Raw genomic sequence first — 25472 nt, 5'->3', positions numbered from 1 at the left:
CACGGTGCGTGTGGAATCAGCCGATGGGAGGACGAGAGATCGGCGGCAGCGGCGGCGCCGGACGGCCAGTGGCCGGCATCGGCTGCGGTGCCAGTGACAGTGCCGGGCCGGCCATGACCGGCAGCGGCAGCACCACCAGCAGCGGGTGCTGGGCGCAGCTGCGCACGCAGTCCTTGATCTGGCAGTGGGCGTCGTGGGGCGGGGCCTTGGCCTGTGGGGCCGGGTCGGCCTGCATGCCGGCGTGGTGGTGGCAATCAGGGGTGCCGCCATCAACAGCAGCGGCTGCGGCGTGGGCCATCCGGCCCATTTCCTCGTGACCGCTGGCCATGGCCGCGTTCAGCCCGTTGAGCAACAGGCTGAGCATGAGCACGACACGGAGCAGGGTCGAGGCCAGGGACATGGCGCTAATCTAGCTGCAAGTGGGCGCGGATGCACTTCCGGCTGAATGGCCGGTTCAAGATTGGAGCAGCACCAGTGTAGAGCCGAGCCCATGCTCGGCTGCTTCTGCGGCAACGGCAGCCGAGCGTCGCCCCGGCTCTGCAGGAAGCCCGGCGTCAACCTTCTTCGCGCACGATCTCGACCAGGCGCGGGCCGTAGCGGCTCAGCTTGGTGCCACCGATGCCGCCGACCCGGGCCAGCGCATCCAGGCTGGTCGGGCGCTGTTCGGCAATGTTGCGCAGGGTGCTGTCGTGGAAGATCACGAACGCCGGCACGTTCTGTTCGCGGGCCAGTTCGGCACGCAGGCCGCGCAGGGCTTTGAACAGGGCCAGATCCTGCGGCAGCACCGACAAGCCGGTGCGCTGCGCACTGCGCTCGCGGCCACTGGTGCTGCTGGCGGGATCGCGGCGCATGCTGATCTGGCGACGGCCGGTCAGCACGTCGCGGCTGGCATCGGTCAGGCGCAGGCCACCGTGGCCCTCGCTGTCCACTTCCAGCAGGCTGGCGGCGACCAACTGGCGGAACACGCTGCGCCAGGTGCGTGCATCCAGGTCGCGGCCGATCGCATAGGTGCTGAGCTTGTCATGGCCCTGCTGCTTCACCTTCTCGTTCTCGCTGCCACGCAGGATGTCGATCAGGTGGCCGACACCGAAGCGCTGGCCGCTGCGGTAGACGCAGCTCAGCGCTTTCTGTGCAGGAATGGTGGCGTCCCAGGAGGCCGGTGGTGTCAGGCAGTTGTCGCAGTTGCCGCAGGGCTGGGGGTAGGTCTCGCCGAAGCCGGCCAGCAGCACCTGGCGGCGGCATTGCATGGATTCGCAGTAGCCCAGCAGGTGGTCGAGCTTGGCCCGCTCCAGCTGCTTGCGCTCTTCACCGGCCTCGGACTGCTCGATCATCTGCTTGAGCAGCACCACGTCGCCGAGGCCGTAGCACAGCCAGGCTTCGGCGGCCTCACCATCGCGGCCGGCGCGGCCGGTTTCCTGGTAGTAGCCTTCCATCGACTTCGGCAGGTCGGTATGCGCCACGAAGCGCACGTCCGGCTTGTCGATGCCCATGCCGAAGGCGATGGTGGCGCACATCACGATGCCGTCCTCGCGCAGGAAGCGGCGCTGGTTGTTCGCGCGCACGTCCGGCGGCAGGCCGGCATGGTAGGGCAGGGCGTTGAAGCCCTGTCCGCAGAGGAATTCGGCGGTCTCCTCGACCTTGCGCCGCGACATGCAGTAGACGATGCCGGCCTCGCCACGGTGGCCGCGCAGGAAATCGGTCAGCTGCTTGCGGGCGTTGTCCTTCTGCACCACGGTGTAGCGGATGTTGGGGCGGTCGAAGGAGCTGACGAAGTGGCGCGCTTCCTGCAGATCGAGGCGCTCGGCGATCTCGCGCTGGGTCGGCGGATCGGCGGTCGCGGTCAGCGCGATGCGCGGGATCTGCGGCCAGCGTTCGTGCAGCACGGTCAGCTGGCGGTACTCGGGGCGGAAATCATGGCCCCACTGCGACACGCAGTGTGCTTCGTCGATGGCGAACAGGGCGATCTGGCTGCGCGACAGCAGCGACAGGAAGCGACCGGTCAGCAGCCGCTCGGGGGCGACATAGAGCATGTCCAGCTCACCCGCGAGCAGCTCGCGCTCGACGCGGCCGGCGGTCTCGGCGTCGAGGGTCGAGTTCAGGTATTCGGCACGCACGCCGAGCTGGCGCAGGGCTTCGACCTGGTCCTGCATCAGCGCGATCAGCGGCGAGATGACGATGCCGCAACCGTCACGCAGCAGGGCCGGGACCTGGTAGCACAGCGATTTGCCACCGCCGGTGGGCATCAGCACGAGGGCATCGTGACCGGCAGCCACATGCTCCACGATGTCCTGCTGGGGACCACGGAAATCGTCGTAACCAAAGACGCGTTGGAGCAGGTCGTGCGCGGGACGGGAAGCCATCCGGCTAGTTTACCCCGGCGGGGGTGTCTCGGCAGGGCTGCGCCCTGGGAACGCGCCATCGCATGCGCGCTGCCGCTCCCACGCTTCGCTGCGCGAAACGCGGGCCCACTTACCAGCTCCCAGACCCCCGCCGCTTCGCGGCCGCCCCCTGACTCAGGGGGCTCTCCCCCAGACTTGGCCCGGTGGCCAGTAGATCCACGCCATGCGTGGATGAAATCTGTCAGATATCGACAAACAAAATGGGTCAGATCCATTTTCCGCAGGAAAACGGATCTGACCCCAATGGCTTTGCCGGCAGATCGCGGAGACCTGTCGAAGGCGGGGTGGGGCCGGTGGCAGGGGTGTCCGCGGCATGGATACCGCGGCCAAGCCCCCATGGGTGAGGGCGCTTTGCTTGCGAAGCACTGCTTCGCAAGCGCCCGAACGCACAGCCGCCAGCGGCTGGGCCGGACCGCGGAGCGGGGTTTACGGCGTCCCCTGCCACCGGACCCACCCCGCCTACCCACAGGAAACCAGCTTTTGCTCCGGCTGTTGCCGTTGCCGTTGCCTCTGCGGGTGCAGGGCTGCAAGCCCTGCCGCCCCCCCTCAAACCTTACTGGAGCAGGGAACGCAGCATCCAGGCGTACTTCTCGTGCGTCTGCAGGCGTTGGGTCATCAGATCCTCGGTCGGGGCGTCGTCACCCTTGGCCGCCACGTCCAGCACTTCACGTGCCGTACGGCAGACCGCTTCGTTGGCGACCACCAACTGGCGTACCATTTCACGCCAGTCCGCACTGTCGGTCAGGCCCGGTTCCTCGGCGATCGAGGTCAACGCAGCGAATTCCCGGTAGGAGCCCGGGGCATTGAAGCCCAGCGCGCGGATGCGCTCGGCCACGTCGTCCAGTGCAGCCCACTGCTCGGTGTACTGCGTCTCGAACATGGTGTGCAGCGAGTTGAACATCGACCCGGTCACGTTCCAGTGGAAGTTGTGCGTCTTCAGGTAGAGCGTGAACGCATCGGCCTGGAAGCGCGACAGACCGTCGGCGATCTTCTTGCGGTCGCCCTGGGTGATCCCGATATCGATGTTCGGCGCCGACGGTGCCGCCGCTGCAAGCTTCTGCTTGCCGGTCTTGGCCTTGGTCGTGCTCTTGGTCTTCGCCATGGGGTTCCTCCTTGTGGAATCGTTGGCCTTCACAATAAACCGGTCGTGATGACTGGTCGCTTTCAAAGTTTTGAACGAACCGATTGATGAACTCTATCGATAAAAATCCATCGCCCCGCCTGCGCCAACAGCGTGCCGCCATCGACGGCGCCATGAGCCGCGACCGGGGCCGTTTGCTGGGGATGCTCTCGCGTTGCCAGGCCAAGCCACAGGATGCGGCACTGGCCGCCACCTTCGAGCAGGCCTTGCAGGCATCGGTGCAGCGCCGAATGACACGGGCGCAGCAGCAGCCGTCCATTACTCTGGACCCGCAGCTGCCGATTGCGCGTGAAGCCGACGCCATCATCGGGCTGATCCGCGACCACCAGGTCGTGGTGATCGCCGGTGAAACCGGCTCGGGCAAGACCACCCAGCTGCCGAAACTGTGCCTGGCCGCAGGCCGTGGCCAGGCCGGCATGATCGGCTGCACCCAGCCGCGACGGATTGCCGCACGTGCGGTGGCCAGCCGCGTGGCGCAGGAACTGCAGAGCGAACTGGGCCAGCTGGTCGGCTACCAGGTGCGCTTCAACGACAAGGTCAGCGAAGACAGCCGCATCAAGTTCATGACCGACGGCATCCTGCTGGCGGAGATCGCCAGTGACCGTTGGTTGTCGAACTACGACACGATCATCGTCGACGAGGCGCACGAACGCAGCCTCAATATCGACTTCCTGCTGGGCTACCTGAAGCAGCTGCTGCGCAAGCGCCCGGACCTGAAGCTGATCGTCACCTCGGCCACGATCGACACCGAACGCTTCGCCCAGCATTTCGACAATGCGCCGGTGATCAGCGTTGAAGGCCGCACCTACCCGGTGGAAGTGCGCTATCGCGCGCTGGAAGGCGAGGGCGAAGACCAGGGCGAACGCACCGTCAACGACGCCATCGTGTCGGCCATCGACGAGATCACCCGCCTGGATGCGCGTGGCGATGTGCTGATCTTCCTGCCGGGCGAGCGCGAGATCCGCGATGCGCACCAGTCGCTGGAACGGCGCAAGTACCGTAATACCGAGGTACTGCCGCTGTACGCGCGCCTGTCCAACCAGGACCAGGACCGGGTGTTCAATCCCGGGCCGAACCGGCGCATCGTGCTGGCCACCAACGTGGCGGAAACCTCGCTGACGGTGCCGCGCATCCGTTACGTGGTCGATCCGGGCTTCGCCCGCGTCAAGCGCTACAGCCCGCGCAACAAGCTGGACCGCCTGCACATCGAGCCGATCTCGCAGGCCAGCGCAAACCAGCGCAAGGGCCGCTGCGGCCGTATCGCCGAGGGCATCTGCTACCGCCTGTACGCCGAGGCCGACTTCCAGGCACGGCCGGAATTCACCGATCCGGAAATCCGCCGCTCCAGCCTGGCCGGGGTGATCCTGCGCATGCTGCAGCTGGGCCTGGGCCGCATCGAGGAGTTTCCGTTCCTGGAAGCGCCGGATGAGCGCGCGGTGGCCGACGGCTGGCAGCAACTGACCGAACTGGGCGCGATCGACGCCGAGCGGCGAATGACCACCATTGGCAAGCAGATGGCACGCCTGCCGGTGGACGTGAAGCTGGCGCGCATGCTGGTCGCCGCGCAGGCCGCCGGCTGCCTGCGGCCGATGCTGGTGATTGCCTCGTTCCTGGGCATCCAGGACCCGCGCGAACGCCCGCCCGAAGCGCGCGGCGCGGCCGACAGCGCGCATGCGCAGTTCGCCGATGGGCGTTCGGAATTCGTCGGAGTGCTGCGCCTGTGGGACGCCTACCGGCAGGCCCACGAAGACCTGACCCAATCCAAGCTGCGCGACTGGTGCGGTCGTCACTTCCTCGGCTTCCTGCGTATGCGCGAGTGGCGCGAGCTGCACCGCCAGCTGCGCCTGCTGTGCGAGGAACTGGGCTGGAAGGAAGAAGCCAGTGATGCCTCGATGGCACCGCTGCTGGCCGGCAGCAGTGCACCGGCCCCGGCGCGTGATGATGCCGCCGCAGTGAAAGCCACCCGTGGCCAGCTGCACCGTGCCGCGCGGCTGGCCCGCGAAGGCAAGGCCGAAGCGGCGCCGGCGCCATTGGCCGTGCGTGCACAGAAGGAACAGGCGCCGGTGGGCGGCGGTTTCAGCGAGCGCGTGCGTGCCGCTGCGTACCAGACCCTGCACCGCGCGCTGGTGGCAGGCCTGCCGACGCAGATCGGTCACCGCACCGAGAAGGGCGATTTCCAGGCGCCACGCCAGCGCCGTTTCCTGCCGTTCCCGGGTTCGGCGCTGTCCAAGCGGCCGCCGCCGTGGCTGCTGGTGGCCAACCTGCTGGATACGCAGAAGGTGTGGGGCATGACCCTGGCCGCGATCGAGCCGGACTGGGTCATCGCCGAGTTGCCGCACCTGCTGCTGCGCAAGCACTTCGATCCGCACTGGTCGCGCGCGCAGGGCCAGGTGCTGGCCTCCGAGCAGATCAGCCTGTTCGGCCTGGTGCTGGCGCCAAAGAAGCCGGTGCACTACGGCCGCATCGAACCGGGCGAAGCGCATGACATCTTCGTGCGCCAGGCGCTGGTGACCGGCGAGATCAACACCCGCGCCAGTTTCGTGGCCGACAACCAGAAAGTGCTGGAGATCGCCCGCGAGGAAGAAGCCAAGCTGCGCCGCGCCGGCATCGTGGCCGACGAGGACTGGCAGGCGCGCTGGTACCTGGACCGGGTGCCGCCGCAGATCCATTCGGCCGCAGGACTGGATACCTGGTGGAAGGGGCTTGCACCGGAACAGCGCAAGACCCTGCACTGGTCGCTGGTCGACCTGTTGCCGGGCGAGGGCAGCGAACAGGAGCGCTACCCGAAGTACCTGGCGCTGGGCCAGGCACGCCTGCCGCTGCATTACCGCTTCGAGCCGGGGGCCGACGATGACGGCGTGACCCTGGACGTGCCGCTGCACCTGCTCAATGCGCTGGATCCGGTGCAGCTGGGCTGGCTGGCGCCGGGCTTCGTTGCCGACAAGGCCTCGGCACTGATCCGCAGCCTGCCCAAGGCGATGCGCCGCAACTACGTGCCGGCGCCGGACTTCGGCCGCGCGTTCTACGAGGCGTTCCCGCAGCCCAGCGCCGATGCCATCACCGGCGAACTGGCGCGCTTCCTGTCACGCGCCACCGGCGCCACGGTGACCGCGCTCGATTTCGAACCCGGTTCGATCGAACCGCACCTGCACATGAATCTGCGCCTGCGCGACGAACAGGGCAAGGTGCTCGCGACCTCGCGCGACCTCGATGCGTTGCGCGCGAAGTTCGGCGGCCGTGCCGGCGATGCCTTCGCTGCACGTGCTGGCCGCGAGATGGCGGCCGATGGCCTGCGCACGTTCCCGGCCACACCGGTTCCGCTGCAGGTGCCCGGCGAAGCCGGCGTACCGGCCTATCCGGCGCTGCTGGACGAGGGCGACAGCGTGGCGCTGCGCATCTTCGCCGACCGCCTGCAGGCGCAGGAGGCCCACCCGCTGGGTGTGCGCCGGCTGCTGGAGATCGCGTTGGCCGAGAAGGTGAAGCAGGCACGCAAGCAGTTGCCGGTCGGTGCCAAGACCGGCCTGCTGTATGCCGCCATCGAATCGCAGGAGCGCCTGCGCGGTGACCTGGTCGATGCGGCGATGAACGCAGTGCTGGCCGAGGGCCTGGAAGACATCCGCGATGCGGCGGCCTTCGAGCAGCGCCGCGAGCATGCCGCCAAGGCCCTGTTTGGCGAGGCGATGTCGCGACTGAAGCTGGCCGAGAGCATCCTGGCGCTGGTGGCAGAACTGAAGCCGATGCTGGAAGCACCGTTGATGGGCTGGGCGCGCGGCAACCTGGACGATATGGAAGCGCAGCTGGTCGGCCTGATCCATCCCGGCTTCCTGCGCGATACGCCGGCCGACGCGCTGGCGCAGTACCCGCGCTACCTGAAGGCGATGATCCTGCGCACCGAGCGCGCCAAGCGTGATCCGCCGCGCGACCAGGCGCGCATGCTGGAACTGCATCCGTTCCTGGAGGCGCTGGAGACGGGCGAGCAGCAGGGGTTGCGCGAGCGGCCGCAGTGGCAGGCCCTGCGCTGGGACCTGGAAGAACTGCGGGTATCGCTGTTCGCCCAGGAGCTGGGCGCACGTACCGGCATCTCGGCGAAGAAGCTGGCGCAGCGGGTGGCCGCACTGCGCCAGGCGTAAATGCGTGCAATGGCCGCCCCATCGGGCGGCCATTGCCGCCGGGCATGGACCCGGCGCGGCTGGAATGCCCGGGTGTTACTTGGCGCGGCGAACCTTCGGCTGCACGTTCACACCGTCCACCTTCATGTACCAGGCCCCCATCACGCCCGGGCGCATGCTGACCTTCGGAGCTTCCTTGCGGCCACCGGAATAGTGCGTGGCATCAATCTGCTCCCACTCCTGGCCGTTCTGCAGCACGTAGCGGCGGCCCTGGCTGAAGCCACGGAATTCGCCCTGCAGGGTGCTTTCGATCGGCTCGCTGCTGCCGAAATCGAAGAAGCCGCGGTTCTTCTTGATCACTTCCTGGCGGCCTTCTTCGCGCGCTGCGGCGACGGCCTGGATGGTGGCCGCCTCCACTTTGCCCTGCAGCCAGCGATTGAGCGTGGCCAGTTCGTTGGCACTGAGCTTTTCCAGACCGGCGGCCTTGAACTCAGCGGGCGACATCTGCTGCTGCAGGTCGCCCTCCACCACGCGCTGGGCCAGCGCTGGCGCGGAAAGGGACAGCAGCACGGCGGCACAGGCCAGCATCCGGGGACGGACGCGCAGGGCAATCGAAGGCATGGCAGGTCTCTCCTGGGTGTGCTGGCGAGTGTAGCGGCATGTCTTCATGCCGGGTGATGGTGGCCGCGGTGATTGTCCCTGAACGGCGCCGGCGCTAGTGTAGGGGCCTCTGTCTTGCCTGCTCGATGCTGTGAACCGCGCTTCCGTCCCTGGCCTGGATGCCTTGTTGAACCGTCCCTCGGCAGCCGTGCTGCCTGCTCCGCTGCGCCAGGCCCTGCGCGAGCATTGGGAAGCGCCGGACTGCGACCACCAGATGCGCGCCACCTGGTCGGTGCTGGGCGATACCCTCGATGCGCTGGCGATGCTCTCGGCTGACGAGGGAGCGGTGGTGGCAGCATTGCTGTTCGACCTGCCGGGCCTGCGCGCCAGCCTGGACCAGCTGCCGCTGGGCAGCCACAAGGCGGCAGTGATCGGCCTGCTTGATGGCCAGGACGCCGCCGACCCGGTGTGGGCACTGCATGCCGGCCGCGAGGCCGGACGCAACAGTGAAGGCCTGCGCCGGCTGCTGCTGGCGATCATCCGCGACCTGCGCGTGGTGCCGATCCTGCTGGCACGCCAGCTGGCGCGGATGCGTGCGGCCGACAAGCTGGACGAAGAGCAGCGCCGTGCGCTGGCCCAGCTGACCCGCGATATCCACGCGCCCCTGGCCAACCGCCTGGGCATCTGGCAGCTGAAGTGGGAGCTGGAGGACCTGGCATTCCGCCACCTGGAGCCGGAGACCTACCGCCGTATCGCCCGCGAGGTGGACGAAACCCGCATCGCCCGCGAGCGCTACGTCGAGAACGTCAAGAAGGTGTTGTCGCGCGAGCTGGTCGCCCAGGGCATCAAGGCCGAAGTCAGTGGCCGCCCGAAGCACATCTACAGCATCTGGCGGAAGATGCAGAAGAAGCGGCTGGCCTTCGACCAGCTGTATGACATCCGTGCGGTGCGCGTGATGGTCGACGACGTCGCCGCCTGCTACGCCGCGCTGGGCGTGGTGCACGCGCTGTGGGCGCCGGTGCCGAGCGAATTCGATGATTACATCGCCCGGCCCAAGGCCAATGACTATCGCTCGCTGCACACCGCCGTGGTCGGTCCGGAAGGGCGCACCATCGAAGTACAGATCCGTACCCACGAGATGCACTCGCAGGCCGAGCTGGGCGTGGCCGCGCACTGGAAGTACAAGGAAGGTGGCAAGGGCGCGGAGAAGTCCTTCGACCGCAAGATCACCTGGATGCGCCAGCTGCTGGAACAGGCGCAGGACGGGCAGGGCAATGAACTGGCCGGGGCGCTCGATGCCGAGCTGACCGAGGACCGGGTCTACGCGCTGAGCCCGAAGGACGAAGTGCTGGACCTGCCGCAGGGTGCTACGCCGCTCGATTTCGCCTACCAGGTGCACACCATGGTCGGGCACCGCTGCCGCGGCGCCAAGGTCAACGGCCGTATCGTGCCGCTGACCTATCGGCTGCGCAGCGGCGATCGCGTCGAGATCCTGACCGGCAAGGAGGCCGACCCGCGCCGCGACTGGCTGATGCCAGCCAACGGCTTCCTGGCCAGCAACCGCTCGCGCGAGAAGGTACGCAGCTGGTTCCACAAGCTCGACCGTGCGCGCAACGTGCAGGCCGGTCGCGAGCTGCTCGAGCGCGAACTGAAGCGGCTGGGCCTGCAGCACTCGGACCTGGCCGTCGCCGCGAAGAAGTTCCATGCCGACAGTGTCGATGACCTGTACATCCAGGTGGCGCTGGGCGATACCGGCCCGAACCAGGTCAGCCGTACGCTGCTGGAAGCAGAGCGTGCCGCCAGCCAGCCGGCGCCCGCGCCGAGCCTGCCGCGGCCGACCGCGCGCCGCGAGAACCTAGGCAAGTCCAAGTTCACCGTGCAGGGCGTGGGCAACCTGCTGGTGCAGCTGGCACGCTGCTGCCAGCCGGTGGCCGGCGAGCCGATCGTCGGTTACCTGACCCGTAGCCGTGGTGTCACCGTGCACCGTGCAGACTGTGCCGCGCTGGCCCGGCTGGCCGCCACCAGCCCGCAGCGCATCCTGCCGGTGGAATGGGGCCAGGCCGGCGGTGGCTATGAAGTGGACGTGGTGGTCACTGCCGTCGACCGCCGCTGGCTGCTGAAGGACATCACCAACCTGATCGCCCAGGAAGACGCCTACGTGCTCGACATCCACAGCGACAACGTGCGCAACAGTGGCCGCGCCCATCTGCGGCTGCGGCTGAAGGTCAGCGACTACGGGCAGTTGTCGACCCTGCTGGGCAAGCTGGATGCGCTGCCGGGCGTGAGCGAGGCGCGTCGCCTCGGCTGAGCTTCACGCTGCCCCGGCTACCCTGCACGCATGGAACGCGAGCCCCCGCATCGCCCGCATGGCGCTGAACATCCTGCGCTGGACCGCGTCCGTCGCGAGGGCCGTTGGTGGTGGCTGCAGGCGCGCCATGCGCGCCGGATCTGGCGCTGGGCGCTGCTCGCGGCGCTGGCCGTGTTCGTGCTGCTGGTCCTGCTGCGCAAGCCGTTGGCAGACTGGTTCTGGGACGAGCCGCAGATCGAACAACTGCTGGCCGAGGGGGATCGTGCATTGGCCGCCGGTCGCCTGAGCGATGCCGACGGCAGTGGTGCGCGTGAGCGTTACCAGGCAGTGCTGGCGCTGGACGGTGATCGTCCGCAGGCGCGCCAGGGCCTGGCCAATACCGGTGCGGCAGCGCTGCAACAGGCGCGCGATCGCCTGCAGGCCGATGACCTGGACGGCAGCGCGCAGGCACTGGCACTGGCGCGTGAGCTGCAGGTGCCGCAGGGCGAAGCCGATGCGGTCGCCCGCCAGCTGCAGGCGCGACGCAGTGCCGGAGCGGGTATTGGTGCGTTGTTGGCACAGGCGCGCAACGCGTTCGCGGCCGGACGCCTGGATGACGGCGACAGCAGTGCGTTGCCCTTGTTCCAGCGCATCCTTGCCCTGCAGCCGGACAACCTGCCGGCGCTGGAAGGGCGCGAAGATGCGCTGAGCGACCTGCTGCTGCAGGCGCGCACGCTGGCGGGGCGCGGAGAGCTGGCCGAGGCGGCCGTGATCCTGCGTCGTGCCCGCCAGTTCGATGCCGGTCATGCCGATCTGCCGGCCAGCGAGGAAGCCCTGGCACGCGCGGTGGACCAGCGCTTGCGGCAGGCGCAGCGTGCGTTGCAGCGACAGCAGCTGGAAGCCGCGGCCAAGGGCTTCCTGGCAGTGCTTGCGGTGGCTGCCGATGATCCGAATGCACAGCGCGGGCGTGAGCAGGCACTGCAGGCGGTGGTCGCGCGTAGCCAGACATCCGCCGACGACTTCCAGTTCGATGCGGCGCAACGCGATGCGGCCCTGGCGGCGGAGCTGGGGGCTTCGCAGGCAATCCGACAGCAATTGACGCAGCGCCTGCAGCGCGCGCAGCAGGCACAACGGGCCCTGCAGCAGCCGGCGACCAGCACGGCGCAGCGCGAACGCCAGCTGCGCGACCATCTGCGGAAGATCGAGCGTGCCGAGCGTGCAGGGCAATGGATCAGCCCACCGGGGCACAGCGCATTCGACGCGCTGCGCGAAGCCCAGTCACTGGCCCCTCGCGACGTGCGGGTGAAGGCCGCCGCCGCGCGCCTGCTGCCCGCCAGCCGCCGCTGCTTCGACGACAATCTGCGTCAGAATCGTGTACAGGCGGCAGGCGCCTGCCTGCAGGCCTGGCAGACCCTGTCACCGACTGCGGCCGGGCTGCCCTCGGCGCGGCTGCGGTTGGCCCAGCGCTGGCTGGCGATCGGCAGCGAACGGCTCGGCAATGGCGACCTGGCCTTCGCTGCGCACGCCGCCGAACAGGCGCGCTTGCTGCAACCCGACCTGGCCGAACTGCCGGCATTCGAAGACCGCCTGCGCCGCGCCGGTGGTGAGCTGCGACCACACTGATATCGACAGGATTCGTGCAGGTCGTACTGGTCGGGTATAGTCCAGCCGCTGCATCACGCTCAAGCGGTGCAGTGAGTTGTCAGTCTTGCTGTCAATGTTATTGCTGCAGGTTTGGCGGGAGATGGCCTTCGGTCGTTTTCATCGTTTTTCACACAGCCTGCGTTCCGCAGCCAGCGACATGACGTCATGAATCCAGTGATTCCGCAGGGACCCGGTCCGGGGTCCGCCTTCGATGCCTCCCTTGTCTGCGCTGTCATCGTCACCTATGGGCCCGAGCCGGACCTGTTGCGGCGGGTGGTTGACAGTGTGCTGCAGCAGGTGGGGCATCTTGTGGTGTTCGACAATGGCAGCACGGGTGTTGATGTCGACGAACTGCTGGCCGGAAAGGGCGGAATCAGCGTAGTTGCCTCGGCGCACAACGTTGGCCTCGGGAGTGCCTTGAACCGGGCCTATGAGCGGGCACAGGCGCTCGGCTTTGCCTATGTGCTGCTGATGGATCAGGACAGTGTGCTGGCGCCAGGGATGGTGGATGTCCTGGGGACTGCACTGATCGAATTGGCCCGCGCAGAGCGCGTGGCCGCTGTCGGCCCGCAGTTCCGCGATTCGCGCAGTGGCATGCTTGCCCCGTTCGTTCGCTTTGGCTTCCCGTTCAACCACAAGTTGCGGGGGGGAGCGGGCCAGCGCATCTCCTGCGATTTCCTCATTACCTCCGGTTCGCTGGTGCCGATGTCGGCATTGCAGGATATCGGTGCAATGGACGAATCCCTGTTCATTGACAACCTGGACATGGACTGGTGTTTCAGGGCCAAGCGCCATGGTTATTCCCTGTATGGCATCTGCGACGCGCAGATGACCCATAGCATCGGCGAGGAGCTGCTGCCATCACGTACGAAGCCGGATGGCGTGATCGTGCACAAGCCCTTCCGCCTTTACTTCATCATGCGCAATCGCGTTCTGCTCTACGCGCGTGCCTATACGCCACGGGTGTGGATTGCCCAGGATGTGCCGCGCCTGCTGCTGAAGCTGGTAGGCAACGGCGTGTTCCTCGCCCCTCGCTGGATTCGGTTGCGGTTCATGTTGAGAGGGCTGTGGGATGGGCTTCGGGGCAAGGCCGGGCCCCTGCCTCCGGTAAATCACTGAACAGGCAGTTTGGTGAACCTGCCTTGGGGAAATGGGCTGGGGTAGACTCCGCTGACGCCCCTGCCATGCTTCTCCCGTGCCCCGACGCTACGATTCCGACGACATCGACGATTTCGACGACGACGACCAGCAGGACAACGGTCCGCTGTGGCGGCGCCGGCTGATCACCTGGAGCATGGCTGCGGTCGCGTTGGGATTGGGTTTCCTCATCCCCTATACGCTGTACCTGAACCAACAGGTGACCCAGCGTTTCGGTGAACTGCGCTGGCAGATCCCGACGCGCGTGTACGCGCGCCCGCTGGTGCTGACTCCCGGCAAGGCGATGGATGCGTCCACGCTGAAGACCGAGCTGGCCGCCTCTGCCTACCGCGATGACGGGCAGGGCAAGGAGCCGGCCACCTATGCGGTGAACGGCGGGCGCTTCGTCATCTCCAGCCGCGGCTTCAACGACGTTGACGGCCGGGTGGCCCCGCGCCGGGTGGAGCTGTCGCTGGCCGACGGCGGCGTGGCCTCGCTGCGCGACGCTGACAACCGCAAGGCGCTGAAGGCCGCGCGGCTGGATCCGGCGCGCATCGCCACCCTGTACGGCCAGAAGCAGGAAGAGCGCCGCCTGATCCGCATGGACGAGGCGCCGGATCTGCTGGTGACGGGCCTGCAGGCAGTGGAAGACAAGGATTTCAACCGCCATCACGGCATCGACCTGTCCGGCATCGCGCGCGCGGTGTGGGTGACGATCCGTTCCGGTGGCCAGAGCCGCCAGGGCGCTTCGACGCTGACCCAGCAGCTGGCCCGCAGCGGCCTGCTCGGCATCGGCAAGGAACAGACGGTCACCCGCAAGTTCAATGAGGTGCTGTACGCACTGATCATGGAAGCGCGCTACGACAAGCGCACCATTTTCGAGGCCTACCTCAACCAGGTGTACCTGGGCCAGCGCGGCAGCCAGGCGATCCATGGCATGTCTTCCGGCGCCGAGTTCTGGTTCGGCCGTGACCTGCAGTCGCTGGAGACCGAGCAGATCGCACTGCTGATCGGCCTGGTCAAGGGCCCGTCCTTCTACGACCCGCGGCGCAACCCGGAGCGCGCGCTGGATCGCCGCAACTTCGTGCTGGGCAAGCTGCACGAGGCCACGCTGATCGACGATGCCGAGTACCAGCGCGCGCTGAAGGCACCGCTGGGCGTGCCCAAGACGCCGGGCCTGGTGGCAGCCAACCGCTTCCCCGCCTACGTTGACCTGGTTCGCCGCCAGCTCGGCCATGACTATCCGGAATCGGCGCTGCAGGGCGCGGGCCTGAGCGTGATGACCGGCATGTCGCCGTCCGCGCAGGCCTATGCCGAAGGCGCGGTAACCCGCACCATCAAGTCGCTGGAAAGCCAGCGCCGCCCTGAACTGCAGGCCGGCATGGTGTTGACCGACGTGCACAACGGTGACGTGCTGGCGGTGATCGGCAGCCGCGAGGTGTCCGAGGTCGGCTTCAACCGCGCGATCGAGGCACAGCGCCCGGTCGGTTCGCTGCTCAAGCCGTTCGTGTACCTGCTGGCCCTGGCGCAGCCGGACCGCTATTCGCTGGCCAGCTGGGTGGATGATTCGCCGGTGACGGTGCAGCTCGGCCGCGGCCGCAACTGGAACCCCGGCAATGCGGACAACCGCAGCCACGGCACGGTGCGCCTGATCGACGCACTGGCGCATTCCTACAACCAGGCCACGGTGCGCGTGGGCATGCAGGTCGGCCCCGAGCGCGTGACCCAGCTGATCCACGTGCTGGCCGGCATCAAGGCCGAGGCCAACCCGGCGGTGATCCTCGGCTCGACCGACCAGAGCCCGTACGCGATGGCGCAGCTGTACCAGTTCCTTGCGTCCGGCGGCGAGATCCAGCCGCTGCACGCGGTGCGTGGCGTGCTCGATCCGCAGGGCAAGCTGCTCAAGCGATACGACAAGACCCCGGCACCGGCGCAGGAAGGCGATTCGATTGCCGCCAACCTGATCAGTGTCGGCCTGCAGCAGGTGGTCGCCAGCGGTACCGCGCAGCGGCTCAATGCCGATGGCCTCGGCCGCCTGCAGCCCGCCGGCAAGACCGGCACCACCAACGATGGCCGTGACAGCTGGTATGCCGGCTACACCGGTGATCATCTGGCGGTGATCTGGATCGGCAACGATCAGAACGAGCAGGCCGGCCTGTATGGCGCCACCGGCGCGATGCGGGTCTGGTCGGGCATCTTCCAGCGCCTGCCGAGCGCGCCGCTGCGGGTCAGCAACAAGGGCCTGGATTGGCAGTCGGTGGCGCCCACCGGCCTCAACAGCACCGATGAAGGCTGCCCCGGCGCGCGTCGTTTCCCGTTCGTGGTTGGCTATGCGCCGGCCTATGCGCCGTGCGCACCGGCGGTGTCGCCGGACGGGCAGGGCGGGGCCGAAGGCGAGGGCGGTGGCTGGCGCAGCTGGTTCGGCCTGGACCGCAAGCCGGAAGCACCTGCCGAACCTGCCGCGGCACCCGCCGCCGCTACTCCTCCCCCGAGCCGATGATGCCGATGAACATGCGATCCCTGCTGCAGCCCCTGGCCCTGACCGGCCTCAGCCTGGCCTTGGCCGCCTGCGTGAGCAGCGCACCGCCGGTGGTCAAGCCGGTCGACACCACCACGCCGGCGCAGCGCCTGGCTGCCGTGGATGCAGCAGCAGGCCCGGACGACAAGGAACTGTCGGTGCAGCCGCTGCGTGATTCGCAGGTGGAAGACCTGCGGTTGACCGCACAGGCGCAGCGCCAGGCAAACGATCTGGCCGGCGCGGCCAGCAGCCTGGACCATGCGCTGGAAATCGTCGCCGGCGACCCGGCGGTTTTGCAGGAACGTGCCGAGCTGGCACTGCTGCAGGGCCAGTGGGCACAGGCGGAGACGTTCGCGCGCAAGGCGGTGGATCTGGGTTCGAAGACCGGGCCGCTGTGCCGCCGGCACTGGGCGACGATCGAGCAGTCGCGCCTGGCGCGGGGCGAGAAGGAGAATGCGGTGTCGGCGCATGCGCAGCTGGAAGGCTGCACCGTGCCGGGGATCAAGCGGTACTGAGTTATTCCACTCCATCGGGCGCTGCCCCCTCTGCGGCAAGCGCTCGCACTGATGGATGGTCGTGATGGGCCGTGTGGGTGGGGCGTGCAGGACACGCCGTAAACCCATCCCTGGGGGCTCGATGGCGCCATCCATGGCGCCAACGGTCCTGCACGCCCCACCCACCCGGCCCGCCATACATCGCGCGGGCCGCAGGCAAGAACAAAATCAAAATCAAAAGCGGGTCGCACGCTGCGCGCACTCGCGGTAACTCATCGTTCTTCCCGTTCCCTCCACCGCTTTTGACATCCCAGTCGAGCAAGCTCGACGCTACGAAGTGCGTCCCTCCGTCACCGGGAAACTGTCGGAGGCGGGGGACTGTGGGTTTGCGGGGTGTCCGCGGCATGGATGCCGCGGCCAAGCCCCCAGGGACGGGTTTACGGCGTCCCCGCAAACCCACAGTCCCCCGCCAGTCCCCAGTACAACCCAGAGCCATGAACACCGCTGTTGCTGTTGCTGTTGCTGTTGCTCCGGCTTGAAACGGGTGCCGGGCAGCGCCCGGCCGGGTATCCTTTCCCTCTGATGTCCGACCTTGTCCATGCCAGCCGCGAAGCCCTCAGCGAAGGCGGCGCGCTCGCCTCGCACCTGGATGCCTTTGTCCCGCGTCCGGCACAGCTGCACCTGACCGAAGCCATCGCCGATGCGCTGCAGCAGCGGGACCTGCTGCTGGCCGAGGCTGGTACCGGCACCGGCAAGACCTTCGCCTATCTGGTGCCGGTGCTGCTGTCCGGGTTGCGCACCATCATCTCCACCGGCACCCGCGCGCTGCAGGACCAGCTCTACCACCGCGACCTGCCGCGTGTGCGCCAGGCGCTGGGCGTCGGCCTGCGCAGCGCGCTGCTGAAAGGACGCGCGAATTACCTGTGCCGCTACCGACTGCAGCAGGCGCGGGGTGAACCGCGGTTTTCCAGCCCCGAGCAGGCCGCGCAGTTCCAGCGCATCCTGGCCTGGTCCGGCCGCTCGGAGTTCGGCGACATCGCCGAACTGGAAGGCCTGGCCGATGACTCGCCGCTGCTGCCGATGGTCACCTCCACCGTCGACAACTGTCTGGGTACCGATTGCCCGTTCTGGGATGACTGTTTCGTGGTGCGTGCGCGCCAGCGTGCGCAGGCGGCCGACGTGGTGGTGGTCAACCATCACCTGCTGCTGGCCGACCTGGCACTGAAGCAGGATGGCTTCGGTGAGTTGCTGCCGGGGGCGCAGGCCTTTGTCATCGACGAGGCGCATCAGCTGCCCGAGTTGGCCGCGCAGTTCTTCGGCGAAGGCTTCGGCATGCGCCCGTGGCAGGAGCTGGGCCGCGACTGCCTGGCCGAAGCACGCGGCGTGGGCGGTGCGCAGTCGGCCCTGCAGGAACCGGTCGACCAGTTGCAGCAGGCGTTGCTGGCGTTGCGTTCGGCGATGGAGGGGCTGCCGCCACGTGGTACGCAGTGGCGCGCGCTGGCGATGCCACAGGTGCGCGATGGATTCGATACGGTGATGGCCGGCCTGGTGACGCTGGAGCAGGCATTGCAGCCGCTGCGGGAAGCGGCGGCGGGCCTGGACGCCTGTCATGCGCGGGCGCGCGAAGCTGTGTCGCGGCTCCAGCGCTGGCTGGGCGATGATGAGCCCACCCTCGATTTCGATACCGATCCGGCGGAGACTCCCAGTGCCGCCGATGTGCTCTGGTATGAGCTCACCCCGCGGGGTTTCCGCTGCCAGCGTACGCCGATGGATGTGTCCGGCCCGCTGCGCGAGCATCGCGAGCGCAGCCGCGCGGCGTGGATTTTCACCTCGGCCACGCTGACCGTTGGCGGTGGCTTCGACCACATCGCCACGCGCCTGGGCCTGGACGATCCGCACACGCTGGTCCAGCCGAGTCCGTTCAATTGGCCCGAGCAGGCATTGTGTTACCTGCCCGAAGGCCTGCCCGATCCGGCGGCGCGCGGGTTTGGCACCGCGCTGATCCAGACTCTACGGCCGGTGTTGCAGGCCTCGCAGGGCAGGGCGTTCCTGTTGTTCGCCTCGCACCGTGCATTGCGTGAGGCCGCCGAGGCACTGCGCGACGGGCCGTGGCCGTTGTTCGTGCAGGGCGAGGCGCCACGCGCGACGCTGCTGCAGCGCTTCCGCGAATCGGGCAATGGCGTGCTGCTGGGCTCGGCCAGTTTCCGCGAGGGCGTGGACGTGGTCGGCGAAGCGCTGAGCGTGGTGATGATCGACAAGCTGCCGTTCGCGGCGCCGGATGACCCGGTCTACGAGGCGCGGCTGGAGGCGATCCGCAGCCAGGGCGGCAACCCGTTCCGCGACGAGCAGCTGCCGCAGGCGGTGATCGCACTGAAGCAGGGCGTTGGCCGCCTGATCCGCAGCGAAAGCGACCGGGGCGTGCTGGTGCTGTGCGACCCGCGCCTGCTCAACCGCGGCTACGGCCGGGTCTTCCTTGAGTCGCTGCCGCCGTTCCGGCGCACCCGCAGCCTGGCCGATGTGCAGGCCTTCTTTACGCCACAATGGCTACCCGTGGCCGATGATGCGCCTGTCCCGGCCGCCGTTGCGGCAGGGCCGGAGCCGGCTCCCGGTGCCACGTTCCCCTTGTTCTGACCTGATCCGATGAAACTGCTCGCCTTTGAAACCGCCACCGAAGCCTGTTCCGTTGCCCTGCATGTCGATGGGCAGGTGCTGGAACGCTTCGAGATCGCCCCGCGCCGGCACGCCGAACTGAGCCTGCCGTGGGCCGAGGCGCTGCTGGCCGACGCCGGCATCAGCCGTCGCCAGCTCGATGGTATCGCGCTCAGTCGCGGTCCGGGTGCGTTCACTGGCGTGCGCCTGGCGATTGCCATAGCCCAGGGCATCGCACTGGCACTGGACCGCCCGCTGCTGCCGGTCTCGACGCTGCAGGTGCTGGCGCTGCGGGCACCGGCGGAAGAAACGCAGATCCTGTCGGCGATCGATGCGCGGATGGGCGAACTCTACGTCGCACGTTTCGAGCGGGTGGACGGCCTGCCGGTCGCGCGCGATGCCGAGCGCGTATGCGCGCCTGCCGCGGTGGCGTTGCCGGAAGGGCTGTCCGCCTACGGTGTGGGTACCGGTTTCGGCGCAGCCGAGGGCGCACTGGTGGCGCAACTTGGGGCTGGCCTGCGTGGATTCGATGCCGCCGCATTGCCGCGCGCGTCGGACGTACTGGCGCTGGCGGTGCCGGCCTTCGCACGCGGTGAAGCCATCGCACCGGAGAAGGTCGAGCCGGCCTACCTGCGCGACAACGTGGCACTGACCCTGGTCGAGCAGCAGGCGGCGCGCGAGGCGAAGGCGAAGGCCAACGGCTGAGCCCCTCGTGGCGGGGTGGGTTGATCGCGTAAATCAAAAGCCGCGCTTGGCCGGGCGGGGTGGGTTCGCGGGGGACGCCGTGAACCCCGCTCCGCGGTCCGGCCCAGCCGCCAGCGGCTGGGCCGGTCTGGGGGTTTACGGCGTGTCCTGCAAGCCCACACCGCCCCGCCAGGTCCGGCATCTCCGCCGCCGCTTCTGCTGTTGATTCGGTTGTGGCCGTCGCCTCTGCGGGTCCCGGGCCGCAGGCCCGGGCAACAAAACCCTACCGGTCGTCGTGCAGGGTGCCGCCGGGCAGGAACACCCACGTGCGGGTGACCTGCAGGATGTCGATCTCGTCCTCGGTCTTCGGCAGCGGCGGGAACGGCTGCGCCAGCTGCACCACCCGCAACGCCGCCTCATCCAGCAACGGTGTCCCGCTTGAACGCAGGATCCGGCTGCTTTCCACGCTGCCATCGCGGCGCACGCCCACGCTGATCACCACCTGGCCGCCGAGCCGGCGCTGCCGGGCCTCGTCCGGGTAGTTCAGGTTGCCGACGCGCTCGGCGCGGTCGACCCAGGCGCGCAGGTAGTTGGCATAGGCATATTCGCGCGTGCTGGCCGACACGAACTTGCGGTTCGGGCGCTTGGCGTACTGCGCGGAACGCAGATGCACCTCGGCCGCCAGCCGTGCCATCTCGGCGTCGCGCTGTTCGCGCGCGGTCAGCGGTGCATCCGGTTCGGGCTGCTCCGGTGTCGGCCGCGGCTGGGCCTGGGCCACCGTCTCTTCGCCATTGCGGCTGCTCACCACGCGTGCCTGTGGCGGCGGAACCGGCGCGGCCGACTGCTGCTGTTGTGGCACTGGGCTCAGCCCCGCCTGCGCCTGCGGCACGATGCCGGCCTGGTTGTCGCGCGGGCGCTGCGCACGGTCGTGCTCGCCACCACCTTCCTGGCTGGCGGCGGCAAGGAAATCGGCCTGCTTCGGCGTCAGTGCGGTGCGGGTCTGGCTGAAGATCACCTCCAGCGTCGGCACCAGGGGTGCGTCGCCCTTCACCGCAAAGCCCACGCCCAGGATCAGCAGGGCGTGGACCACGACCGACAGCGCGATGGTCGCGCCCAGCCGTTGCGCTTCGCGAGGCGGCGGGGGCAGGACGGCAGGTGCGGCCGCCATCAGCGCAGGCCGGCCTCGAGCGCGTCGAACAGGGTGCCGGCGATGTTCAGGCCGTACTGCGCGTCCAGCTCGCGCACGCAGGTCGGGCTGGTCACGTTGACCTCGGTCAGGTAATCGCCGATCACGTCCAGGCCGACGAAGCGCATGCCACGACGCTTCATCTCCGGGCCAACCTGGCCGGCGATCCAGCGGTCACGCTCGCTCAGCGGGCGCCCTTCGCCACGGCCGCCGGCCGCCAGGTTGCCGCGGAACTCGTCGCCCTGGGGAATGCGCGCCAGGCAGTAGTCGACCGGTTCGCCGTCGACCAGCAGGATGCGCTTGTCGCCGGCCGTGATGTCGGGAATGAACTTCTGGGCCAGCGCCAGCTTGCGGCCGCCGTCGGTCAGGGTTTCCAGGATCACGTTCAGGTTCGGATCGCCCTGGCCGCTGCGGAAGATCGAGCGGCCACCCATGCCATCCAGCGGCTTCAGCACGGCCTGGCCGTGTTCCAGGGCGAAGGCCTTCAACGCCTTGGCATCGCGGCTGACCAGGGTCGGCGGGCAGCACTGCGGGAACAGCAGGGCGGCCAGCTTCTCGTTGTAGTCGCGCAGGCCCTGCGGGTTGTTGACCACGCAGGCACCGGCAGCGGCGGCCACGTCCAGCACCTGGGTGTCGTAGATGTACTCGGCGTCGACCGGCGGGTCCTTGCGCATCAGCACGATCTGGCCGGGACCGAACTCGGTACGGCTGAACGCGCCCAGCTCATACCAGCCGGCCGGGTCGTCGCGAACCTGCAGCGGTGCGGTCTGGGCCACCGCCACGCCACCTTCCAGGGCCAGCCCGCCCGGCCGCACGTAGTGCAGGGCATGGCCGCGGCGCTGGGCTTCCAGCAGCATGGCGAAGGTGGTGTCCTTGGCGATCTTGATGTGGGCGATGGGGTCCATCACCACGATGACGTTCAACGGCATGGGCGCACCTGTCAGGCAAGGCGTTGATGGTAGCGGCAACGCCGGCCGCGCGCCTCCCCGCCGTACTGCAACGCAGCGTCCGCCTGCCGGCAGCGCAGTCATTGCGAACCCGGTCACGTTCAGCCGGGCGCCACCCCCTGCGCGGTAAGCCGGCCTTGAAGCGGGCGCGGAAAGTGCGATATAGATACGCTTTCGCAGCGGCTCCCGCCAGAGATTGGGCCGTGCGCTTGGGGATAGGCAATGACTGAAAACACGACTGCGGGCGGGGAACTCGCAGGACTCCGGGTGATGGTCATCGATGATTCGAAGACCATCCGCAGGACTGCGGAAACGCTGCTCAAGCGCGAAGGCTGCGAGGTGGTCACCGCCACCGACGGCTTCGAGGCGCTTGCCAAGATCGCAGACCAGCAGCCGCAGATCATCTTCGTCGACATCATGATGCCGCGCCTGGATGGCTACCAGACCTGTGCGCTGATCAAGGGCAACCAGCTGTTCAAGGCGACCCCGGTGATCATGCTGTCATCCAAGGATGGTCTGTTCGACAAGGCGCGGGGGCGCATCGTCGGCTCGGAGCAATACCTGACCAAGCCTTTCACGCGCGAAGAACTGCTGGGTGCCATCCGCACATACGTCAACGCCTGACCAGGGGGGAAAGGCACAATGGCTCGTATCGTCCTGATCGAGGATTCACCGACCGACCGCGCGGTGTTCACCCAGTGGCTGCGCCGTGCCGGCCACGAGGTGCTGGAAGCGGACAACGCCGAGGATGGCCTGCAGCTGGTCCGCGACCAGGTGCCGCAGCTGGTGCTGATGGACGTGGTCCTGCCCGGCATGAGCGGGTTCCAGGCCACCCGTGCAATGGCCCGTGATGCGGCGATCAAGCACATCCCGGTGATCATCGTCAGCACCAAGGCGATGGAAACCGACAAGGCCTGGGGCCTGCGCCAGGGCGCAGCCGATTACATCGTCAAGCCGCCGCGCGAGGATGAACTGATCGCGCGGATCAACGAACTGGTGGCCTGATGCGCTCGCCCTTCGACATCCTTGAAGCCTACGAACGGCGCAGCCTGGCCCACGCGGTGCAGCTGCCCGGGCGGCAGTTCGCCCAGGACCTGTGGCGTGGCGTCGGTTTCCGCGTCGGCCACCGCCGGCTGGTGTCCGATTTCCGCGAAGTGGTGGAAATCGTACCGATGCCGCCGGTGACCCCGGTGCCCTGTGCGCAGCCCTGGCTGCTGGGCGTGGGCAACCTGCGCGGCAACCTGTTCCCGGTGGTCGACCTGAAGTACTTCCTGGAAGGCACGCGCACCGTGCAGCAGGAAGGCCAGCGCGTGCTGATCATGCGCCAGGCCGGCGGCGACGTCGCACTGACCATCGATGAACTGTTCGGCCAGCGCAGCTTCGAGCTGGAACAGCAGATCGAGGCTGGCACCCTGGCCGAAGGTCGCTACGGCCATTTCGTTGACCGTGCCTTCCATGCCGATGGCCATGACTGGGGCGTGTTCTCGCTCTCGCTGCTGTCGCGCACCCCTGAATTCCGGCAAGCCGCGGCCTGAGGCCGGGCATCGCCCCCTGCATTGAAGATCGAGGTTGAACGATGAGTACTGCTTCGGACGCCACCAAGACCGGCAAGCTGCGGCTGGGCGGCAGCAACCTCTGGCTGTTCCTGCTGCTGGCATCGATGATCCTGTTCGGCGTCAACACCGGCGTCGCCACCTGGCAGGGCAGCCGCCTTGCCGACGCCGGCTCCAAGGCCGCCGACCTGCAGGTGCTGTCGCAGCAGCTGGCCAACCAGGGACGTGACGCGGTCGGCGGCAACGCCCAGGCCTTCACCGCCTTCAAGGCCACCCGCAACGCGATCGAACAGAACGTGTCGACGCTGCAGGGCCGCTATGGCAAGGAGCCGGGCGTGTCCGGTGCCATCGCCACCCTGGGCGAGACCTGGGCACCGTTGGGCAAGCAGGCCGGGCAGCTGGTGGCCAGCGAGCCCGCCGTGCTGGCGCTGGCTGGCAATGCCAACAACTTCACCGGCGCGGTGCCGGGCCTGCAGGCCCAGCTGAACGAGCTGGTGCGCGCGATGTCCGCCTCCGGCGCGCCGTCGTCGCAGGTGTACAGCGCACTGCAGCAGGTCGTGGTGGCCGGTTCGATGGCCCGCCGCGTGACCGAAATGCGTGCCGGTGGCAGCGCCGCAGCGACCTCCGGCGATGCGCTGGCGCGTGACATCACCGTGTTCTCGCAGGTGCTCGACGGCCTGCGCAACGGCAACGAGGAACTGGGCATCACCGCCGTGCGCGGTGCCGCTGCCGTTGCCGCGCTGGAGCAGTCGCAGCAGAAGTGGGAAGCGATGAAGCAGGACGCCGACGCGATCCTGGCCAGCTCGCGCCAGCTGTTCGCGGCGCAGTCGGCGGCCACCGCGCTGGGCCAGGGTTCGGCACACATGCTGGACGACAGCCGCAAGCTGTTCGATGCGTTCTCCTCGTTCGGCTCGGTGTCCGACACCCGCCTGTTCCCGAATTTCTGGATCGGCGTGGTGTCCGGTGCGCTGTCGCTGATCGCGATCATCGGCTTCGTCTCCACCAACGTGCGCAGCCGCTCGCGCGAGCAGGAACTGCGTTACCAGACCCAGGTGGAATTCAACAGCCGCAACCAGCAGGCGATCATGCGGCTGCTGGACGAAATCTCCTCGCTCGGTGAGGGTGACCTGACGGTGAAGGCCTCGGTGACCGAGGACATGACCGGCGCGATCGCCGACGCGATCAACTACGCGGTGGACGAGCTGCGCCACCTGGTGACCACCATCAACGACACCTCGGCCAAGGTCGCGATGTCCACCCAGGAAACGCAGGCCACCGCCATGCAGCTGGCAGAGGCGGCGGGCCACCAGGCCAACCAGATCACCTCGGCCTCGGACCGCATCGGCGAAATCGCGGCGAGCATCGAGCAGGTGTCGCGCAACTCGGCCGAGTCGGCCGACGTGGCACAGCGTTCGGTGGTGATCGCCGCCGAAGGTGCCGGCGTGGTGCGCGAGACCATCCAGGGCATGGACCAGATCCGTGACCAGATCCAGGAAACCTCCAAGCGCATCAAGCGCCTGGGCGAGTCGTCGCAGGAAATCGGCTCGATCGTGGAACTGATCAACGACATTTCCGAGCAGACCAACATCCTGGCGTTGAACGCGGCCGTGCAGGCGGCGTCGGCCGGTGAAGCGGGCCGCGGTTTCGCGGTCGTGGCCGACGAAGTGCAGCGCCTGGCAGAACGTACCTCGGGTGCGACCCGACGCATCGAAAACCTGGTCCAGGCCATTCAGGCCGACACCAACGAGGCGGTCACCTCGATGGAGCAGACCACGGCCGAAGTGGTGTCCGGTGCGCGCCTGGCCGAGGACGCCGGTACCGCGCTGACCGAGATCGAGCGCGTGTCCAACGCCCTGAACACCCTCATCAAGAACATCTCCATCGCCGCCCAGCAGCAGTCGGCCGCCGCCTCGGACATCACCCGCACCATGGGCGTGATCCGGCAGATCACCGGCCAGACGTCGCAGGGTGCCGGGCAGACGGCAGAGTCGATCGGCCACCTCGCGCAGCTGGCGGCGGACCTGCGCCGTTCGGTCGCCGACTTCAAGCTGCCGGCGTGACGCGGGCAGGGCGGCGAGCAAGGAACCAGTCGATGAAGCATTTCCATTCCCCACGCCAGAACTC

At 68.2% G+C, this 25472-nt stretch carries 18 protein-coding genes; 12 read left to right on the top strand and 6 right to left on the bottom strand.

Annotation, left to right across the window (positions count from 1 at the left end):
- Positions 1 to 16: 16 nt before the first annotated feature.
- The 3 genes from ACXI0D_RS03425 to ACXI0D_RS03415 all read right to left on the bottom strand — a co-directional run bounded on the left by ACXI0D_RS03425 (position 17) and on the right by ACXI0D_RS03415 (position 3501).
- A complete protein-coding gene (locus tag ACXI0D_RS03425; protein ID WP_049442964.1) occupies positions 17 to 400 on the bottom strand; it encodes a CopL family metal-binding regulatory protein in 384 nt (127 codons plus the stop codon).
- Positions 401 to 554: 154 nt separating this feature from the next.
- Positions 555 to 2360 (bottom strand): DNA helicase RecQ, encoded by a 1806-nt coding sequence (gene recQ / locus ACXI0D_RS03420; RefSeq protein ID WP_119006647.1) that lies wholly within the window; start codon positions 2358 to 2360, stop codon positions 555 to 557.
- Between the two features lie 592 nt (positions 2361 to 2952).
- Positions 2953 to 3501 (bottom strand): Dps family protein, encoded by a 549-nt coding sequence (locus ACXI0D_RS03415; RefSeq protein ID WP_006439098.1) that lies wholly within the window; start codon positions 3499 to 3501, stop codon positions 2953 to 2955.
- Positions 3502 to 3587: 86 nt separating this feature from the next.
- On the opposite strand from ACXI0D_RS03415, the gene hrpA reads away from it, so the two are divergent.
- Positions 3588 to 7670 (top strand): ATP-dependent RNA helicase HrpA, encoded by a 4083-nt coding sequence (gene hrpA / locus ACXI0D_RS03410; RefSeq protein ID WP_479642304.1) that lies wholly within the window; start codon positions 3588 to 3590, stop codon positions 7668 to 7670.
- 75 nt (positions 7671 to 7745) lie between these two features.
- Here the strand turns inward: hrpA and ACXI0D_RS03405 are convergent, their stop codons facing one another.
- Entirely contained in the window at positions 7746 to 8270 is a 525-nt protein-coding gene (locus ACXI0D_RS03405; RefSeq protein ID WP_479642303.1) for a hypothetical protein, read from the bottom strand.
- Between the two features lie 130 nt (positions 8271 to 8400).
- Between ACXI0D_RS03405 and ACXI0D_RS03400 the strand changes: the two genes are divergently transcribed.
- The 7 genes from ACXI0D_RS03400 (at position 8401) to tsaB (ending at position 19683) form a co-directional block, all read left to right on the top strand.
- The gene (locus tag ACXI0D_RS03400; protein WP_075676820.1) at positions 8401 to 10557 is read left to right on the top strand and encodes a RelA/SpoT family protein; all 2157 of its coding nucleotides are present in this window, start codon (positions 8401 to 8403) and stop codon (positions 10555 to 10557) included.
- Positions 10558 to 10587: 30 nt separating this feature from the next.
- On the top strand, positions 10588 to 12159 hold the full coding sequence (locus ACXI0D_RS03395; RefSeq protein WP_479642302.1) for a hypothetical protein: 1572 nt from the start codon (positions 10588 to 10590) through the stop codon (positions 12157 to 12159).
- A 186-nt stretch (positions 12160 to 12345) separates the two neighbouring features.
- On the top strand, positions 12346 to 13299 hold the full coding sequence (locus ACXI0D_RS03390; RefSeq protein ID WP_049442969.1) for a glycosyltransferase family 2 protein: 954 nt from the start codon (positions 12346 to 12348) through the stop codon (positions 13297 to 13299).
- A 76-nt stretch (positions 13300 to 13375) separates the two neighbouring features.
- Positions 13376 to 15817, top strand: coding sequence for a penicillin-binding protein 1B (gene mrcB, locus ACXI0D_RS03385; protein ID WP_101765945.1), 2442 nt, complete (start codon positions 13376 to 13378; stop codon positions 15815 to 15817).
- Complete coding sequence (locus ACXI0D_RS03380; protein WP_049442971.1) at positions 15814 to 16350, top strand: hypothetical protein; 537 nt, start codon at positions 15814 to 15816, stop codon at positions 16348 to 16350. The genes mrcB and ACXI0D_RS03380 overlap by 4 nt, the downstream gene beginning before the upstream one ends.
- A 561-nt stretch (positions 16351 to 16911) precedes the next feature.
- A complete protein-coding gene (locus ACXI0D_RS03375; protein ID WP_119006995.1) occupies positions 16912 to 18960 on the top strand; it encodes a DNA repair helicase YoaA in 2049 nt (682 codons plus the stop codon).
- Between the two features lie 9 nt (positions 18961 to 18969).
- Positions 18970 to 19683, top strand: a complete 714-nt coding sequence (gene tsaB, locus ACXI0D_RS03370; RefSeq protein WP_075676828.1) for a tRNA (adenosine(37)-N6)-threonylcarbamoyltransferase complex dimerization subunit type 1 TsaB — start codon at positions 18970 to 18972, stop codon at positions 19681 to 19683.
- 262 nt (positions 19684 to 19945) lie between these two features.
- Here the strand turns inward: tsaB and ACXI0D_RS03365 are convergent, their stop codons facing one another.
- Positions 19946 to 20830 (bottom strand): energy transducer TonB, encoded by an 885-nt coding sequence (locus ACXI0D_RS03365; protein ID WP_049442974.1) that lies wholly within the window; start codon positions 20828 to 20830, stop codon positions 19946 to 19948.
- Positions 20830 to 21777: a glutathione synthase gene (gene gshB, locus ACXI0D_RS03360; RefSeq protein WP_014038187.1), complete on the bottom strand. Its 948-nt coding sequence runs from the start codon at positions 21775 to 21777 to the stop codon at positions 20830 to 20832. The genes ACXI0D_RS03365 and gshB overlap by 1 nt, the downstream gene beginning before the upstream one ends.
- 240 nt (positions 21778 to 22017) lie before the next feature.
- Here gshB and pilG point away from each other — a divergent pair, with 240 nt between their 5' ends.
- Genes pilG through ACXI0D_RS03340 form a run of 4 tightly spaced genes read left to right on the top strand, consistent with a single transcriptional unit; the run spans position 22018 to position 25408 of the window.
- Positions 22018 to 22419 (top strand): twitching motility response regulator PilG, encoded by a 402-nt coding sequence (pilG, locus tag ACXI0D_RS03355; protein WP_005418455.1) that lies wholly within the window; start codon positions 22018 to 22020, stop codon positions 22417 to 22419.
- Between the two features lie 18 nt (positions 22420 to 22437).
- Complete coding sequence (locus ACXI0D_RS03350) at positions 22438 to 22800, top strand: response regulator (RefSeq protein WP_005410717.1); 363 nt, start codon at positions 22438 to 22440, stop codon at positions 22798 to 22800.
- On the top strand, positions 22800 to 23330 hold the full coding sequence (locus ACXI0D_RS03345) for a chemotaxis protein CheW (protein WP_479642301.1): 531 nt from the start codon (positions 22800 to 22802) through the stop codon (positions 23328 to 23330). Before ACXI0D_RS03350 ends, ACXI0D_RS03345 begins: the two co-directional genes overlap by 1 nt.
- Positions 23331 to 23371: 41 nt before the next feature.
- Positions 23372 to 25408: a methyl-accepting chemotaxis protein gene (locus tag ACXI0D_RS03340; protein ID WP_014038185.1), complete on the top strand. Its 2037-nt coding sequence runs from the start codon at positions 23372 to 23374 to the stop codon at positions 25406 to 25408.
- The last annotated feature ends 64 nt before the right edge of the window (positions 25409 to 25472 follow it).

Source organism: Stenotrophomonas sp. C9D9, assembly GCF_056491205.1.
The sequence above is the reverse complement of the archived record's forward strand: the minus strand, read 5'-3'. Positions and strand labels throughout refer to the sequence as shown.

Bases quoted from the DNA above. Each gene is read 5' to 3' on its own strand.
- ACXI0D_RS03425 (WP_049442964.1), bottom strand. From the start codon at position 400: ATGTCCCTGGCCTCGACCCTGCTCCGTGTCGTGCTCATGCTCAGCCTG.
- ACXI0D_RS03365 (WP_049442974.1), bottom strand. From the start codon at position 20,830: ATGGCGGCCGCACCTGCCGTCCTGCCCCCGCCGCCTCGCGAAGCGCAA.
- hrpA (WP_479642304.1), top strand. From the start codon at position 3,588: ATGAACTCTATCGATAAAAATCCATCGCCCCGCCTGCGCCAACAGCGT.
- ACXI0D_RS03415 (WP_006439098.1), bottom strand. From the start codon at position 3,501: ATGGCGAAGACCAAGAGCACGACCAAGGCCAAGACCGGCAAGCAGAAG.
- ACXI0D_RS03340 (WP_014038185.1), top strand. From the start codon at position 23,372: ATGAGTACTGCTTCGGACGCCACCAAGACCGGCAAGCTGCGGCTGGGC.
- ACXI0D_RS03375 (WP_119006995.1), top strand. From the start codon at position 16,912: ATGTCCGACCTTGTCCATGCCAGCCGCGAAGCCCTCAGCGAAGGCGGC.
- tsaB (WP_075676828.1), top strand. From the start codon at position 18,970: ATGAAACTGCTCGCCTTTGAAACCGCCACCGAAGCCTGTTCCGTTGCC.
- ACXI0D_RS03380 (WP_049442971.1), top strand. From the start codon at position 15,814: ATGATGCCGATGAACATGCGATCCCTGCTGCAGCCCCTGGCCCTGACC.
- ACXI0D_RS03350 (WP_005410717.1), top strand. From the start codon at position 22,438: ATGGCTCGTATCGTCCTGATCGAGGATTCACCGACCGACCGCGCGGTG.
- ACXI0D_RS03345 (WP_479642301.1), top strand. From the start codon at position 22,800: ATGCGCTCGCCCTTCGACATCCTTGAAGCCTACGAACGGCGCAGCCTG.
- gshB (WP_014038187.1), bottom strand. From the start codon at position 21,777: ATGCCGTTGAACGTCATCGTGGTGATGGACCCCATCGCCCACATCAAG.
- pilG (WP_005418455.1), top strand. From the start codon at position 22,018: ATGACTGAAAACACGACTGCGGGCGGGGAACTCGCAGGACTCCGGGTG.
- recQ (WP_119006647.1), bottom strand. From the start codon at position 2,360: ATGGCTTCCCGTCCCGCGCACGACCTGCTCCAACGCGTCTTTGGTTAC.
- ACXI0D_RS03390 (WP_049442969.1), top strand. From the start codon at position 12,346: ATGAATCCAGTGATTCCGCAGGGACCCGGTCCGGGGTCCGCCTTCGAT.
- ACXI0D_RS03395 (WP_479642302.1), top strand. From the start codon at position 10,588: ATGGAACGCGAGCCCCCGCATCGCCCGCATGGCGCTGAACATCCTGCG.
- ACXI0D_RS03405 (WP_479642303.1), bottom strand. From the start codon at position 8,270: ATGCCTTCGATTGCCCTGCGCGTCCGTCCCCGGATGCTGGCCTGTGCC.